Annotated in this window: 21 protein-coding genes; 1 reads left to right on the top strand and 20 read right to left on the bottom strand. The window is 38.6% G+C overall.

Annotated features, from left to right (window positions below):
* Positions 1-78: 78 nt before the first annotated feature.
* The 20 genes from I2H74_RS17590 to I2H74_RS17685 all read right to left on the bottom strand — a co-directional run bounded on the left by I2H74_RS17590 (position 79) and on the right by I2H74_RS17685 (position 15736).
* Complete coding sequence (locus tag I2H74_RS17590) at positions 79-546, bottom strand: hypothetical protein (protein ID WP_229106816.1); 468 nt, start codon at positions 544-546, stop codon at positions 79-81.
* Positions 547-965: 419 nt separating this feature from the next.
* Positions 966-1652 (bottom strand): hypothetical protein, encoded by a 687-nt coding sequence (locus tag I2H74_RS17595; RefSeq protein WP_195575549.1) that lies wholly within the window; start codon positions 1650-1652, stop codon positions 966-968.
* 107 nt (positions 1653-1759) lie between these two features.
* A complete protein-coding gene (locus I2H74_RS17600; protein WP_195575550.1) occupies positions 1760-2467 on the bottom strand; it encodes an SDR family NAD(P)-dependent oxidoreductase in 708 nt (235 codons plus the stop codon).
* Positions 2468-2637: 170 nt separating this feature from the next.
* Positions 2638-3006: a hypothetical protein gene (locus tag I2H74_RS17605; protein WP_195575551.1), complete on the bottom strand. Its 369-nt coding sequence runs from the start codon at positions 3004-3006 to the stop codon at positions 2638-2640.
* 117 nt (positions 3007-3123) lie between these two features.
* Positions 3124-4212, bottom strand: coding sequence for a DUF3626 domain-containing protein (locus I2H74_RS17610; protein ID WP_195575552.1), 1089 nt, complete (start codon positions 4210-4212; stop codon positions 3124-3126).
* 103 nt (positions 4213-4315) lie between these two features.
* Positions 4316-5077 carry an enhanced serine sensitivity protein SseB C-terminal domain-containing protein gene (locus tag I2H74_RS17615; RefSeq protein WP_195575553.1) on the bottom strand — a complete coding sequence of 254 codons (762 nt, stop codon included), beginning with the start codon at positions 5075-5077 and terminating at the stop codon, positions 4316-4318.
* A gap of 151 nt (positions 5078-5228) precedes the next feature.
* Complete coding sequence (locus I2H74_RS17620) at positions 5229-5618, bottom strand: hypothetical protein (protein WP_195575554.1); 390 nt, start codon at positions 5616-5618, stop codon at positions 5229-5231.
* A gap of 32 nt (positions 5619-5650) precedes the next feature.
* The gene (locus I2H74_RS17625) at positions 5651-6121 is read right to left on the bottom strand and encodes a hypothetical protein (protein WP_195575555.1); all 471 of its coding nucleotides are present in this window, start codon (positions 6119-6121) and stop codon (positions 5651-5653) included.
* Positions 6122-6147: 26 nt separating this feature from the next.
* A complete protein-coding gene (locus I2H74_RS17630; RefSeq protein ID WP_229106803.1) occupies positions 6148-6828 on the bottom strand; it encodes a DUF1963 domain-containing protein in 681 nt (226 codons plus the stop codon).
* Positions 6829-7014: 186 nt separating this feature from the next.
* Entirely contained in the window at positions 7015-7578 is a 564-nt protein-coding gene (locus tag I2H74_RS17635; RefSeq protein WP_195575557.1) for an ATP-binding protein, read from the bottom strand.
* Positions 7579-7703: 125 nt separating this feature from the next.
* Entirely contained in the window at positions 7704-8342 is a 639-nt protein-coding gene (locus I2H74_RS17640) for a pyridoxamine 5'-phosphate oxidase family protein (protein ID WP_420707458.1), read from the bottom strand.
* A gap of 39 nt (positions 8343-8381) precedes the next feature.
* A complete protein-coding gene (locus I2H74_RS17645; protein WP_195575558.1) occupies positions 8382-8867 on the bottom strand; it encodes a hypothetical protein in 486 nt (161 codons plus the stop codon).
* Between the two features lie 372 nt (positions 8868-9239).
* Positions 9240-9758 (bottom strand): DinB family protein, encoded by a 519-nt coding sequence (locus I2H74_RS17650; RefSeq protein ID WP_195575559.1) that lies wholly within the window; start codon positions 9756-9758, stop codon positions 9240-9242.
* A 69-nt stretch (positions 9759-9827) separates the two neighbouring features.
* On the bottom strand, positions 9828-10415 hold the full coding sequence (locus I2H74_RS17655) for a hypothetical protein (RefSeq protein WP_195575560.1): 588 nt from the start codon (positions 10413-10415) through the stop codon (positions 9828-9830).
* Positions 10416-10610: 195 nt separating this feature from the next.
* A complete protein-coding gene (locus tag I2H74_RS17660) occupies positions 10611-11147 on the bottom strand; it encodes a hypothetical protein (RefSeq protein ID WP_195575561.1) in 537 nt (178 codons plus the stop codon).
* A gap of 13 nt (positions 11148-11160) precedes the next feature.
* The gene (locus I2H74_RS17665; protein ID WP_195575562.1) at positions 11161-11787 is read right to left on the bottom strand and encodes a class I SAM-dependent methyltransferase; all 627 of its coding nucleotides are present in this window, start codon (positions 11785-11787) and stop codon (positions 11161-11163) included.
* 365 nt (positions 11788-12152) lie between these two features.
* Positions 12153-12632: an NUDIX hydrolase gene (locus I2H74_RS17670; protein ID WP_195575563.1), complete on the bottom strand. Its 480-nt coding sequence runs from the start codon at positions 12630-12632 to the stop codon at positions 12153-12155.
* A gap of 171 nt (positions 12633-12803) precedes the next feature.
* A complete protein-coding gene (locus I2H74_RS17675; RefSeq protein ID WP_195575564.1) occupies positions 12804-13643 on the bottom strand; it encodes a hypothetical protein in 840 nt (279 codons plus the stop codon).
* 273 nt (positions 13644-13916) lie between these two features.
* On the bottom strand, positions 13917-14693 hold the full coding sequence (locus I2H74_RS17680; protein ID WP_195575565.1) for a DUF3891 family protein: 777 nt from the start codon (positions 14691-14693) through the stop codon (positions 13917-13919).
* Between the two features lie 110 nt (positions 14694-14803).
* The gene (locus I2H74_RS17685; protein WP_229106804.1) at positions 14804-15736 is read right to left on the bottom strand and encodes an aminoglycoside phosphotransferase family protein; all 933 of its coding nucleotides are present in this window, start codon (positions 15734-15736) and stop codon (positions 14804-14806) included.
* Positions 15737-15855: 119 nt separating this feature from the next.
* On the opposite strand from I2H74_RS17685, the gene I2H74_RS17690 reads away from it, so the two are divergent.
* Positions 15856-16374: a GNAT family N-acetyltransferase gene (locus tag I2H74_RS17690; protein WP_195575567.1), complete on the top strand. Its 519-nt coding sequence runs from the start codon at positions 15856-15858 to the stop codon at positions 16372-16374.
* Positions 16375-16494 lie beyond the last annotated feature (120 nt).

Consider the following 16494-nt stretch of genomic DNA (forward strand, 5'->3'; position numbering starts at 1 on the left):
ATGAAAAAGGCCTTGAAACCTAGTAATCTTACTTAGTCTCAAAGCACTTCCTTCAGCTACGAGTAATTCATGATACATTCAATACTCTTCATTTCTTCTAAGCGATTGATATAATCTTTCGAACAGGTTTATCTGATCAATCATCCAATATCTTTCCTCAAGCGGTACAAGCTCATAAAAATCTAGGTATTTCCCGATCCAGCCTTCTGGCACATAATCTTCGAAGGACATCGGTTCAGGATATAAGGAATAGAACTCCTTTTTATCAAAATCAACATAAATAGTCGGTAAAAATTCAAGTACCTCGTCGTACGTCTGGAATGCTTCCTTAAGCTCAACCAACATCCTGGTAAGCTCTTGAGTCGATACTTTATATTCATCGATCTTATGTATAAAGTCTTCAGCAGTATTCTGATCTAGAACTTTAATGCCAAAGCGATCTTCCATTTCCACGTTTAAAAACCAATACTCTCTTTCCGTTATAAACCAAGTCCAGATGTTCTGAAATACTACACCTACAATCAGGTTTTGAGCATATTCAGGCATTAGCCTCACTCTAATCCCTCCTTCTGTAGTCACGATTCCAATGTACTTGTTCAAACGAACATGATTTGCAGCTTAAATGATTATAAAATGCGCTGCCCGTTCTTTCTCCGCTGCAGGTCACGCACTTCTTTCCAAGATATTAGTACATATTAAATCCAATATTCTCTTTTGCCGAAATCCCCCTGAAATGGGGGGCATTTAATATATCATACTCCATTTTTCTCTTCAAGTAGTCATCTGTTATAGATTTCATCTGCATCGTTGCACTCGATATACCTAGATCATCAGCTTTAATTAAGTATCGCTCATCTACCCTATTTGTAGGGTATGTAAGTTCCTCCTCTTTGTTATGAACCATCGATATATAATAATAAAAGGCGCAAACACAACAATGTGTTCACGCCTCGCAAAGGATTTATTCACCTTACCGATGCTTTAATATGATTAAATGCCTCAATATGTTCGTTCAGCTTCTTAGAGCTGCATTGAGGACAAATCAGACCACCGCGACTGACTCCTGACAACCTAACTTTTTGAGAGTCGCATGTATTGCATTTCGAATTCACTTTATGAAATGGATGAAAGTACTTGCAGCTAGTATGGGGAAGATAAGCTGACAGCCTTGCAAAGTCCTGGATGGAAAAGGTGTTATCTGTTACAAACTCCTCTAATCCATGCAATTGCTCTAAAGGCTGCAAACCCATTTCGTGTACTTTGGCTTTCATAAGCGTTAACATTTTAAGCTTGGATAAAGCACTTATTGGTTCAAGGTTATTAAAAACTAAGGTTTTTCCGGATGAGTCCCAGCTTGGCAGTGACTCTAATGATAGCTCCTCGAGGTTCGCCAAATGACTCAGTTCTGACAGATCCTGAATTTGTGGGATATGGATCAATCTCAGCTTCTTTAGTTGTTTGAGCTCCGAAAGATCACTCAGCTTTCCTTTATCAAAAATAAAAATTTCTAACTCTAATAAATGTTGCAGGCTTGAAAGCTTGCTGTAATCATGGATCTTGCAATTCCATATCTTTAAAGATTCAATACCCGGGTTTTCCAGTATGCTGTCAAATTCACGCTGTGTCTTCTTTATTAGTTCAACTTTTCTCATCCCTAGTCCTCTCATGTGCTTACTTTGGCGCGGCAAATTGCATATAGGAGCCTCCATGTAAAGCAATCAATCCGATTCCCAATGTCGGTATGAAGCTCTCTTTTATGTCACCAAGCAATTTCCATAACACCTGGTTCCACATATTTTCCAGATGAGTGTATATCCATTTCATTAATCCACTTGTATATATTATGAGCAGCAACAGAAGGGTGAGTATCCGCATCAGGTGATCCCCCTCTGGTTGTTAACTTTCCTGGATGAATAGCACATACCAATATCTTTTCATCTTTTAGCTCTTGACTAAGGCAGATCGTCAGCATGTTTTGTGCTGCCTTCGCCATTCGATAGGAATATGAAAAACCCATCCCATTGAATTCGCCTGAAGCCATTCTGCTTAGTGAACCGAGTCTTGAGGATATATTGATAATTTTGGGGCTATCGGATTTTCTTAAAAAGTTAATACTCCCTTTGATCGATCGAATAGGACCTAAACAGTGAACATTAAACAATCGATTTATCTCCTCTGTGTCGACATCTTCAATCAAGCTGCCTCTACCCGAAATGCCTGCATTATTTATTATTATATCCAAAGAAGTCGTATGTCTGCTTAAAGTATGCTCAATATCCTTAATCGAATCATCGGTTGTTAAATCTGTAACGATGGGAATGCAATGATCAGAAAATTGTTGAGATAACAGCTCCGCCGATTCTCTCGATCGAACTAAAGGGTACACCGTGTATCCCGATTGAATATATACTTTAAGCAATTCGAAACCAAGACCACGATTGGCACCCGTGACGAGTATGTTCTTCATCGATTGACCTCCAAGATTTAATTACAGCATTTCATAGGCAGAGCGTGATCGTTAGTGCTTCTAATGTGTATGAAAGAGAGGTGACGCGTTTGTCGAGTGTATAGTTACTTGCTGCAATGAGGTGGGTTATACGATTTATTACATCTCAATGACTTTACATTATCGAGATCTTACTTCATTTCGTTTAAGACTTGAACGATCTGCGCAGTTCCCGTTTGATTTTTCTCTAAGTTTACTCCCTGCTTAAAGGTTATCTTTAATCGTCTATTCTTAGGAAGCTCTTCGAGACTCATGTTCTCCCCATTCTCATCCATGATGTCAGTATTCTCATCAGTCTTAACTTCGCAAAGGGTTCCTACTGAATTTGCGTTACTCTTCCCTTTATTGATTACAGCGGAACAATCCAGCATTAGACTTTCATCTTTGACGCTTTCAAGTGAGCCTTCAAACGTTTTTATCGACCCACATCCCACAAAGAGCAAGATGGGTATAACTAAGATCAGAAGAGATCGACAAATAACAGAGGTACCATGACTCATTTTTCCACCTCATACCATGTCTTGTAGGCTTCAATATTTTCTTTTTTCTTATTGCTTGCATCATATGTCTTAAAATATCGCGACCAGCTTGTCTCCCTCCTTTTCGATCGATGCTTCCTACAGAACTGGGCTACCATACTGAACGAGAATATGCCACATATACTTTAACTCCTGTAGTACCTCATCCTCACGCCCTCGATCATTCCATAATGCCGGATTGCGTTTTAGATCAAAGACAGTCTCCCCGATCATACTGGCGTCAACATTATTATTTCTAGCAATGCGCCTTGCTAATGAGGGCATGTAAGGTCCCCTAAAATCTGAGGGCACATCCTTAACGTCCATGGTAAATCCCTTATGCCAAAACAGTTGAATGGAATATTTGAAACACAATCTCTCAAATACGTCTCCTATTGCTTTACCTCTGAATGAAGAATCGGCAACTAATAGATCAACATCTTCCATTAATGAAATATCGCCGTGAACCTGCGCTTCGATATAATGGTTGAGATTCCGGCTAGCGTCACGAGTTGAAGGATCTTGAAAAGGCTGCTCGAGATTATTCAGCAGATGGTTGATCAAGCCCTTTGGAGTTAGATCTTTCGTACCAATCGCATCATTACGCAAAAATGCATCTTTAAAAAGCGCAGCTAAAATATCATCAAACTCACGATAAGTACCTTTCTCCTTCGGTTCTTCATGTGAATCCAAATATGTAAACGTACATCGATGAGAAGCCTTAGGAGATAGTAGAAAGTAACACGAGCCAAAGCGTGGAGCCGGGCCATCCGGATGCTGCATGAGATCCAAAGCGCCATATTTAGGACGATGACTATCCACTGTCTCTTCTAAATGATATGCGCCCCCAAACAAATTTTTCTCCCAAAGGTCTCGAACCCCACCTGGATAAGCCGATACACTTCCATTAGAAATATGTGTTTCGAATTGACTCTTATATATTCCTTGTTCTAGTAAAGCCTGTGCTACGCTTTTCATATCCATTACTGGCCGATCTGGATGAAAATGAAGCGCAACCCTAGCATGTTGAAATATTCTTTCTGTAACTTCACCGTATGTATGCCAAGGGATATTGGACATTTGGAAGATTTGTTTGAGTGCTGCTTGAGCCTCATTTTTCCTAGACCGGGCATATTCCGTGATGTGCTCAATTGCTAAACGTTGTGATCTGGATAACTCTCCTGACATGATAGGCTCCTTTCTGATGCTATGCAATCAAAAGGATCATTTCTCTCATTTTTCCTTGTTCAGCTTATAGAATGATCGGCGCTCTATACCCTTTATATGGTAACTAAAACAATCCAAGCTTTTTCTTTGTATAGAACGGCCTAACGTTGGACTTGAAATATTCTTCCAATCCTGATGATCCGTCCATTTGAACAAATGATACTGGCGGGTCAGGAACGTGTACCGAATCTGCAATCATTCCTGCTTTAGATACGATCTCTTCCCAGTTATCACTCGCTTCAACCGCAATTAACGTATGTGGCTTCTCATCCATTTGGGGATTGAAAAAATGTGCGTTATAAGCACACTTAATCTCCTTACGAGTAGCAAACAGTTTGCTGAGTGCTTGGATCAGCTCCTCTGGCACAATCGCCGGCTGGCCCACCATCACTTGTGTCTCTTCCTCAACTTCATAGCTATTGATATTGTTAAAAATAGATCCGTTTAAAATAGACTCGATCTCATCTACATTGAATTCTTTCCCATAGCTTGAACTTGGGTTCAAGAATACATCAGCACCACGTGTTAATTGGAAGAAATCCATGGCGTTCATCGAGCAGTAATTCACTTCTTGATCGATGGATTCTTGCAAGCGACGTAATGAAGAAAAGATCGGCACGTACATTTTATGGTTGATTTCAACATTCAGCAATTGAATGGTTGTACCTTCTTTTAACACTTCCTCTTTCGTCTCATTCCCGTCTTTGATTTGAATCGTATAAATATTGGAGTTCACCAATTCCTTATAAAAATCAAGTCTGGCAGAAGGATCATTAGCTGCTAACATTAAAATGTTTTCAAGATTGTTCTCAGGTTGAAATATCATGACTGTTATCACTCCACACATTGTTTTTGCAGTACGCGTTTTCCATATCATAGTTGAAATTATCTTAATATCCCGAACGACTTTGTCATAATTCTCTTTCCATTCCTCATACGAATCACTACCGCCCTGTGTTTAAACAAGAGTCATTCCATTATTGCTCATAGTATGAATCAAGCAGTTTAAATTCGGCTATAAACGCCTCATGCGTTTCAAAAGGACAATCATAGCCCATATACCATTCGACTAAAAAGTAGATGATCTCATAAGCATGCTGATAATACTGTTCGGAGTATCCGTTAGCTGCTCTAAAACTCTCATGACTGGTCCAGCTCTTAACAAAGCTATCAAAAAACCAAAAGCCGTAGGCCAATTCTCTTTCCAAGTAATCATTCTTTTCTGACGAGCGAATGAATGCATAGAATGCCTGCAGCGTTTCCATGCATTTATGATGGTCCCAAGTAAGATTGCACCTTAAATCAAGAATAAAAGAGCCTTCTTCTCCCTTCAATTCGCGTCTTACTTTATCTTCTATATGATCCATATGCCCTCCTATTTCGGGTTACGTCCAATCCACTATACAAACTTGATGCAGAAATTACTGCCCTTTAACCGTTCAAGATCCAATAATGTGACATTATGTAACGATAATACTGTTTCATTTATCTCTTGAATACCGTCACCAAACCATATCGACCATATTTCGAGTTCACTCACATGGTCTTTATGTTCATTCAAATATTCAAAAAGCTGCGAATTCCAGGATTCCCGATAACGATCCCCTTCCAACCAATAAATGTACTCCTTGTTGATATACTGTTCTAAATCATAAGGCGGGTTTGTGCATCGGGATATTCGAAGATCGTTGATTTTCGCTTCATCCTTGGCATACATGACATCAACGTCATCATCTAATTCATGAATATCGATTGGTCCTTTTGCTTGAATATTCAACTTTTTCAACTCTCTTGCCTTCATTCGAACAAATCCAGTCTGATCGATTTCAGGAAGTGGGCGATTAGATACAATGAATGAAAATAAGCTCATTTCTTCCTCCGCTAGTATAAGTCTGATTAATAGCTATCCCATGCCAAGTACCATTGACCATCGTCTTTTGATTTGGCAATATACAGTTTTCCGTTATCCGCGATCATGAATCCTGGTTTCTCTTCTGAAGAAATTTGGAAGATATAATCCAAATCACCTAAACAGGGAGATTGGATATACGAAGGGAAACCTCCTATTTTGGTGAAAAAGTAACGATCAAATTCATTAAAAAAACGATCTGAAAGCTCATCCGATTCGTTGATTTCACTCATATCGAGATAATCCCATGATTGTTCCCAGCAAGGGAAGTCTGGTGTGCCCGCTTCTGACCACTTGATTTGAAAGGATTTAACTTGTTTGCATTCACTTGGTGTCTTCATCTTCCTCATCCCTTCAATAGAATCATATTCTCTTAGAAGCCAACCTTCGCCATTCTTCGCATAGTCTACTGGCAGTTTTTCCGAGTTGAGATAGACTTGAATGAGCCTCTTATCTCCAAAGCGCTTACGTCCTTCTGGAACCTCTGGGACATAGATTTGAATAATGGGTATCATGAATCCATCTTGATCTGAAGGCCAGTTGTCTGATTCGTGTAGATAAAAGTCACCGCCGAAGCTGCTGATTATAGATGCTTCAGGTCTAAATCCGCCTATTTGCGCAATGACCGGCTTTTTTCCGAGTGTCGTTAGTCGTTCAAAAATGTCCATTTTTCCCCTCCAATAATTTCTGGCTCTTCTCATCCATCAAGGGCTGTTTTGTAAATTGCAATGCATTCCTTCGTTTAGTCAATGAACTAAGCAATCTAATCGATCTATGCTTCTGGGAAATGCGACGTAGAGAGATACCACGGGGTTATCAGATACGAACCCAGAACCATACCTTTAATATGGTGATCATTTCATGTCACTCGTTAGAATCACGATGCTTTGCATGACTGACGGAATATCTTGGGGATCGCTAATAATGAATAAATGATTTGCTTCGCCTTCCTTGGGACCCATAATGTTTCCGTTACGGAGTTCTGCAATCTGTCTATCAAGCACTTCTTTGAAACTCGATGCAGTGCGAAAGATGGATTGACTTCGCTGGCTCTTGCGTACTCGCTCCTCCAAAATATAATCAGGGATATCAAAATGAACCAGCACGCTTTCAAAATTATTTTCATGAAAATCATGAAGCAGTTCTGCACGGCCCCTCCTATCTAAATTTGAATTGCTAAGGATAATATGATAATTCGTATTTTGGATCGTATAATCTACAATCGTTTTTGTGATCGCATATTTGATCGTATTCGGTCCCTGTAATGGCCGCAGGGATCTATAGTATGAATTGACGAATTCGGCATGATTATCTTGATCAATGACAATAGCGTTCTTTAGCTGTTGTTCTAATGCTTTAGAAAATGTTGTTTTGCCGCTGTGTGTCTTGCCTACTGTCATAATAATGAATCGCTTCAATTATAGTCCCTCCGACGCATGCAGCACGTTATTTATATAAAATGTATTTTCTTACCATTAACTTCTTCTCGCAATTTCTTAGGGATCAAAAACATTGTTCACTTCGGTCAACTTATCTATTTTGATTAATAAAGTCTCTTTTCGTAACTTTCCTGCAGCCCTTTCATGATGACTTCTTCCGTAAATTCAGACGAATTGACATGAGCCGTTAACATCGCAGGGATCGACGGCAGAGCATCTGCTTCCAGCCAAGTCTCATGATCCCAGACCTTCGATCTTTTGAAGGCTTTCGCGCAATGAATATAGCATTCCTCAACCTCTACCCCAATACCTAATAGCGGCTGCTTATCTTTCGCTCTCATCTGGCTAAGAAGCTTTTCATCTTTAATGATGCAAGCTTTTCCATTAACTCTAAGCGTTTCTTCCAACCCTGGAATCATGAAGATTACGCCTACCCTCGGATTGGATAACAGATTTCTTAATGAATCCATCCTACGATTGCCTGGACGTTCTGGAATAACAAAGTGCTTATCATCGACAACCAATACAGATCCTGGGGCATCCCCCCGAGGAGAAACATCGCAGTATCCTTGGTCATCTGACGTAGATAAAAATAACAAGGGTGACAGGGAAATAAAGTGTCGACAATGGCTATCCAAATGATGAATCGTTTTCTTCTTTACAACCTCGCTTGGATACCCCAAGAGATCTCTCAGCTCGTCTTCTGTTGATATGGTTTCTTTAAACGGATTGTTCATCATCATCCTCGATTCTTCTTTGATCTTTTTGGTCACGCCTCAGCATCATGGAACAGTATCCGCTTTGTTCCCGACTAACTCATCTGGCAAGATCCAAAATTGCTTTGTTTCCTCAACAAAAGCTAAATGGACTGCTCGTTGTTCGCCTTTTTTCAGTCTAAAATATCTTGTGCCCATACCATAAATACTCCTTCCTGGTATATATTCCAATCCGCCAACACGACTATTTTGATGGGCTTCTAAATACTCAAACGCTTCGAATTCACTTCCTACAACAAGGTTCTCGGAAGTTTTATTCCACCGGACCTCTAAGATTTTCACGTTGGTTGATACATACTCTCCCACGATGTTAGTTTTGCCCGTCCCTTCTATTACAACTCTCGCATCAGACGGAGACCGACCGAATTCGTTGATTCCTAATGTTAAATACGTTCGATCAAGCACTAACGTTTGATCTAAAACAAAATAGGTGCCGACTAATATAAAGAGGATGAATGAAAAGCAAACGAGTATTTTTCGCCAGAGCGGCATTTTGATCACCTCCAAATTTTCAGACTACAGCCTAAAGTCCGTTCCAAAAGTTTGCTTTTAGTTAAGATCAATGGGCTTCCTAGTTTCTCCTCAACTGAATCTAGTAATGTTGCAACTTCTTCTCGTTCGATCCAAGAGTTCCGATCTATCAATTGATGAGAACATCATCTACTAGTTTCTACGAGGGATATGAATGGTATTATAAACCAAATTTTCTATTCACATCAAATGATGAACCTGAATATAAGAGATGACTTCCTAATATGCAAAAATGCCGCCACAGCGGCAGCATGAATACTTGATCAATAGTTAGGATTAAACATCATTACTCTTGTAACAATCCATTCCATTACTAGCATGCTATTGTAAAAATTATGCTTCACGATACCACTTTCTAAGCTGATTGATATGAGCCTGATGATAGCGGCAATGGTCAGCGATATGCCATAAGCCCCAGCGCAGGGTCGCTTGCTTTTCATTATTATGGCCAAAGGTTACAACTTTGACTAGATCATCATCTGTTAACGACAGGCATGCATCTTTTAGCATCGCGAGCACATCATCATAATTAGACATAAGAGACTTCAAACACACTTCTTTGACCATTGGCAGCTCATTATTTTGATCTATCATAGGGCCATATCGCTCTTTCAATGACACCGAAAGCGGTTCTCCTTTTATTCTGCAAGCCCAATTCAGATCAACAACCATGAGATGTTTGATTAGCTGTGCCGTACTATTAAATCGATGATTATTCCCTTTGTAATCCAGTTCTTCTTGTGACATACCATCCGTTATGAGCCACAGCCTTTGGTTATTTTCGATAACAGCAGAATGTAACATCCCCACGATAGGCGACATAGAGTTTTCACCTTTTAAATCGTACAGCATCCTGAATCACCCTCCTATATTTTCGACTTTCTAATGCTCGCCAAAACATTTCCATTTCACACATCTTAGTCATTTTTGTATTTCCTGTGATAAGATCGCTTTTAGCTCTGTAAACATTTTTTGTTTATTAAATGATTTTTCACCTGAAATGTCCTCTGAATCTGCTCCATCTAGATTGAACTTACCGGATTGCATGTTGATTACACTGTACTGACCATAGCTGTTTTTCTTCATAAAGATTAAATACTTGCTGCCTTTTTTCATTTCTGTATACCCTTCATATGCAATTCTTTTTTTACCTTTAAACGTTTGGTATACACCGATGGGTTCAATGACAGTAAGATTAATTGCATCCTCTTCTGAACCTTTTAGTACCTTTTCGACATTCATCTCTGTAAACGTAGCAATATCCGCAACAAAACCCTTAGGTAATTCTTCAATATGCAGTTCCCGATCTTCTAAATCTTTGATCGGACTACCAATGACAACTAATTCTGCATGATTAAATAGTTCTTTACCTGTAGAGTATCCAACATAATCAGAGGATACATGTACGGTGCGTACAGAGTTATAGATGGCAAAAAAATAATAGCATGCTGCTGCAAGGATTAAAGTGAGGACAAGAGAAATAATCGTGATATTCTTTCTTAGTAGCATCTAACACCTCCCAATGCTTGCACAAGCTCCTAGCTTGATTTTCATTTAATGAATCATCTGAAGCGCATCTATACTTACTTGGACCGCTTTGTCATCCTAGCAAATCGAGGTCCTGCCTGGAATCCGGCTTTCTTTTACAGGATTTCTGCAACATTTCCTACTGTAACACACAATTTCACGACCTCTGTGTAGGCACTAGCAGACTGTTTGATGTGATGCAGCATAAATGCCGCGATGCCCTTTCCTATACTTAGGTAGAATGCAGATCTCACCAATCTCTGCAAATCCTAGCGACATGTTCTCACTGATACCTGCGATGCATACTCCCGCAATTTCTTCTTCCTGTTCATTCACAACAACAATTGAAAGGTTTCTATAGCTGTATACCTGCATAAGATAGGATAGATCTTCTATGATCTTCTCGTCATGGGGGACACCATAGATCTCATAGTCAATCCCTCCGCGGTATCCTTCCTTCATGATGTCTTTTATTCTTGACATGTCGTAAGAATCATCTGTCAAATAGACAGACCATCCATTTGGATTTAAAGCCTTTTTACTTTCTTCTGTTGGGCAGCACATGACCTGTCGTACTATATTCACTTTAAAGCCTAACGATAACAGAAGGTTTACATCATCTTGCAGGACACCATTGATATTTCTTATATCCCTGCAGCAATCTATTACGATCCTCCACATTTGATCTGCCTGTTCTAATCTATACTTCGTCATCGCACCTCGCAGACTAACAATCAACTGATTTTCTAAGGACAATTTTCCGATACATTCCATTCAGCATAACTGGCTTGTCTTCTTCTATTACGATGTGATCACGATGTCTCTGATACAATTCTTCAAAATTCAGTCCAATATCGGTGCCCAGCACTTTAATGAGTGGTCGAAGCAGCCTTTTGAACAGCGGAAGTTTGTTATGGTCTGGAGCAAATTTATCGAAAATAACGATCCTTCCTTCTTGCTTTAATACCCGACTCATCTCTTGAAAGCATTGATCTGCATGAGGTACTACAGAAAGGATGAGGCTGCCGACCACATAATCAAATGATCGATCGTCAAATTTCATATTTTGAGCATCCATCTCTATAAACGCAATGGAGGAATTCATAAATTTCGCTCTTGCTCTGCCTAACATGTCAGGCGAAAAATCTATTGCCGTTATATCTAAATCTGTATGGTTCACTAATTCCAGATCAGCACCTGTGCCCACACCTACAAAAAGAATTCGATGTGCACGGTCGAAATGGATTTCCTGAAAAACTTGTTTTCGTGCACGAAGAAAAAGGTTTGAATTGAAAATTCGATCATAGATCGGTGACCAGATCTTATAGATTATTTTATTCCACTTATTATTCATGATGGATCTCCTGATTTATTTATAGTGATAATCTATTGTTCTTGTTTATCATCGTTTTATGTTCAGTCTAATTACACTTAGTATTGCTAAGATCGCAAAAGCATAACTCGAATGAAGTTTCATTTTGGCTAGTTGGAGTAAATCATCCGGTAAATCAAAAATAATGATATAACCATAGTACAACGATAACAAACATGTAAGAATGATTAGTAGGTTAAGTATTTTTCTAAACATAAATTCCCCCTCCTAGTTAACAAAACCCACTATCCATTGCGAATACTTCAGTTATGTAAATGTTGTTGCTATCTCAACCCATGTAACATTGACCTTTACCCTCAACTAAAATAAGTTTCTTCTTCATGCAATCATCCTAAGTCATGGTTAATGATATGCTTGATCCCAGCCTTTGTTCCAATGTCTTGTACCAGCCCCTTTAACGCATTTGGATAGATCGTCATATCATCAAGTTCATGAACGTCAAACCATTTAAAGACCAGCTTTACCTCTTCTTCGTTACCTACAAATTCCTCGTCACTGGCTGCTAGTTCATCAGCACATTCCACTAAATAATACATGCCATACTCATGTAAATATTCAACTTCATAGGCATTAAAGTTCTCAATAATCCATAATAATCTCTGCGTGTTTACCTCTAAATTAAGTTCTTCTCTGAACTCCCTAACTACGGTATGAGAAGTCTCTTCATTAATCTCCGCTCTACCACCTGGCAATACCCAGCCTGATCCGTTCTTTGTCTTATGTAAAAGAATTCTACCTTGGTTCATTAAGACTCCGCATACTCTTAACAAAAATTCTCCCTGACCTTCCTTTATGGATACTGACAAAGAATTACCTCCTTCATGCTTTTTTTAACGTTTTGATATTTACGAAATTCATTTAGTTAAAAGAAAAGCGGTAGACATTAGACGTATTTCCATTTTCATCATCCTTCTTTAGTCTTCATCAAACATCCGATGGACTCTCCTCATTTCGAAATTGCTTTCAATATATATTTACTAAAGAACATCAAGCATCTCTCTTAGCTCTACTTTACATTTTTCAATATCATAATGTGAATTATCGATCTTTCGTTTGCTAATGTTTAATAGATCAAAAATCTCAAGTTCAATGTTTTTTCTTTCTTGAAGAACGTGAATAGTCCCATCTACACCATAATATCCGTTCGCTTTTCCCAATCCTTGATTTGTATAATAATCTATAAATCCGTCTGACCATTCCTTAGGTCTTTCATGTACGGCTTTTTCAAAAGTAGATCTGATATCCTGTTGATCAATATAGATTAATAGGGGGTTCATGGCCCTTACTATTTCCTCTAACTGCAATACATAGTTGATCACTTTTTCTTTTGGTATGTTATATTTTACTGTACCGATCGTCAGTGGGTTTTGTATGAAACAACAGTCAAATACATACACGGAATGACGATGAAGATTGCTTTCTTTAAAGCTTCTCCACTTTTCTGTCATCAGACTGACGTGTTCGTCGAACGGCAGCTCATAGATATCCCTTGTCAATATCTCTTGCAGGAGCTCCTCTGGAAAATCATGACCCCATTCATTCTTTAGTTTTCGATAGGGGATTAAGTTGTTGTTTCCGTGTCTGACTACTCTACTTTCTAACCATTCTTTGATTTGTTCATGCTTTGATAGCAATTCCATAAATTCATCTTCTCTATAAAAAGAAACACCTTCATAATCAGCTGGATGATCTAAATGCCCTTCTTGATATAATTTTGCCTCTACACCCTTGTCAGCAAGTATTTCAGCTACAAATTGTGCAACAGTAGACTTTCCAGACCCGGGTAATCCCTCTATCATAATCAGTTGTGTTTGCATCGATATTCCCTCTCCATACTCTATTTCACTACAGATATTTCAAATACTCCTGAAGCTTAGTATCCACTCGATCGTAAACGGCCACATCTTTTTAAGACAAACGGATATTAGCATCTATTGAAATCACAAAAAAACAAGTCACAAAGAAGCATTTTGCCGCCCAAAGGGCTTAAATAAAATATACAGCGTATGATCAATAGTTGGGTAATAAAGTTCAGTTATAACGGAACTATTTACTCTGTTAGAAAGAGTAAATGCCACTATGCATTATTCCTAATCTGAACGACCCACAAAAACTACTTCTTGGTTGAACCATTCTGATTGTTTGTATGCGTCGCCAATACCTACTTCATTTATTAATGCTTTGGACACCCTTTTTTGCTTTAAGAGCGTATGAAAGCTGTGATCAAATGGGTTAGGTGTTATTTTAATTTCATTGCTGCTTATCCACTCAGCCACAAGTCGACGATCATCCACATCGTTAAAGGGTTCCGAATCTTTGAAACCGTTTTTGTACCAAGGATTTTCTTGTTCCTTATCCACTCCAGGAGAATATAAACATACATATAAAGAAATCGCATCGCATAATTGCAGCAATCTAAACGGCTTATTAATGTCTTCATGATTGTTAAGGTTTAATTCCGCTTTTATTCGTTGCTGCCTTTTATCTTCTTGATGAATAAACATGTTGCTTTCTTCTACGGAACTGCCCTTGAAGAGGCCGAATGACGAATAATGTAAGCTGCATAGTAAGGCGGCATACTTATTCATTTGTTCAGTTTGATCCAATCCATACTGATAATGGGTTAGCTTAGGTAATAGCGGATAATCCATAAATGAAAATGGCGCAGCTTGGTGATCATTCCATATCGGGGTATCATCAAGTCTCTTCCAGCCTAAATCATGATGATAAACAGCAAATACCAAGTCGTTAAAGAAAGGATCATCTACGAAAAAGTTCTTAAACTGTCTTGCTACATCCCCAGACAATTGAGCATGTTCATGTTGTTCCACCATGATAAATGCCAGTTCAGTTTCACGAACGATCATATCTTCACTTCCCTGCTTTTTATCTCGTAAGTCTTAGACCTCTAGATCAGTACTAAATAGCTTAAGCATATGATGATTATATGTCTCATCAAGTACAAATGCCTCAATGTTTATCCTTCTAAATACCATTTAGGCTTAATCTGATTAAAATAATCATGGTCTTCTAAAGATGTATAGATGTTATCCAGCATATGATCCATCGTCTCAGGAGCTGCCTTTAATGTCCAAACTACTGATGAGAATACGCACATAGCGAGATAAAGTGAATAGAGTCTCCAAAATAATTCTCCTGGCTGCTGTTTCTTATGCTGAAAATAGCCTCTAATCTGACCGATGGAGAAGGGAATGCTAATTTCTCTGCTGAAGATGCCTACTTTGAGAAACTCATGAATGGGATCACCCCAGTCATAGCGATTAAAATCTATAATTCCTGAAAGCTGCTTGTTCATCACGATCATATTGCCTACATGAAAATCATCATGCTGAAACACATTTGGTCTTTGCTTCATATAGGTAATATTTTGTTCAATAAACGCCATGATTTTATCGTCATTTCTTACTCTCACTCCACAGTTCATGTACTGATCCATGTATCTTCGATGTTTGATTACTTTTCTCTCATACCAAGAAGAGACATGCTTAGGAGCAGTATATTGATGCATTTTTCTTAGCTCTATACCAGCGTCAAATCCAATCTTGAATTGATCACTTTCAGCGTATCTTGGAAGTTCATCTGCAGCATCATTTCCTTCAATATACGATATTAACATGTAACCAGCTGTTGAAAGTCTCCCAATGTCTATCGGTCTTGAACATTTCACACCATAGCGTTCCATTTGATGCAAGATGCTAAACTCTCTTTGCTTTTGATCATACTCCTTTAAATTAAATGCACGAAGCAAGAATCTTTCATCATCACCGGATTGAACAAGATATTTCTTATCTGAAGAGTATCCTTTATGTAGTTGAGTCATTTTGCACCCTTGCAATAATTCGATCTCTTGCTTTATGCTTTCCATATATAATTCGTTGGATGAACTCAAGAATATCGCCTACTTTTAAAAGTTGTTGGTATACATTTTACTACTACTTAAAACAAATAATAGATAAGAATAGATAAGTGAAATCGCAACTTACTATATATTAGGAGAAAAAACATACGATGAAAACACTTGAAGCTGACCGATTAATACTTCGTGAATGGCAGGAAAGCGATGCTGACGAGCATTTTCAATTATATAACAATCCTGATGTTGAACATGCTGGAGCAAAAATTTGTGGGAATAAAGAGGAAAGTCTTGAAAAGATCCGTCTATTGATGAAATGCCAGGAGTCCTGGGCTATCGTGCTAAAAGAACATGGAAAAGTAGTTGGTTCCATATTTCTTAGCGATATAAACAGGCATGACCGCTATAAAGAAATCGAATATGTGATATCATCAAGCTATCAAAATATAGGGATCGCTACAGAAGCCGTTACATGTGTGTTAAAACACGCTTTTTCTGAAATGGATTTATTAGTTGTAGCCGTTTGCCATTATCCAGACAATATCAAATCCAAACGAGTTATTGAAAAATGTGGTTTTACATATGAAGGGACCTTACGCAAGTACAGCAGAAATCTGACCGACAGCGTACGGTATTCAATGACAAAAGAGGAATGGGAAAGCTTATACATTTAACTCTCTTTTATCAGCGTAAGTTGTGGTTAAGTACAATGAAATAAAGGAACATCGTGAAATATACGATGTTCCTTTTGAGTCTTCAAAACGAACTCGTGACCCCCAATAAGGGATATCGTC

Origin of the sequence: Paenibacillus sp. 1001270B_150601_E10 (assembly GCF_015558675.1) — a bacterium.
In the GTDB taxonomy this organism is placed as follows: Bacteria; Bacillota; Bacilli; order Paenibacillales; family Paenibacillaceae; genus Paenibacillus_B.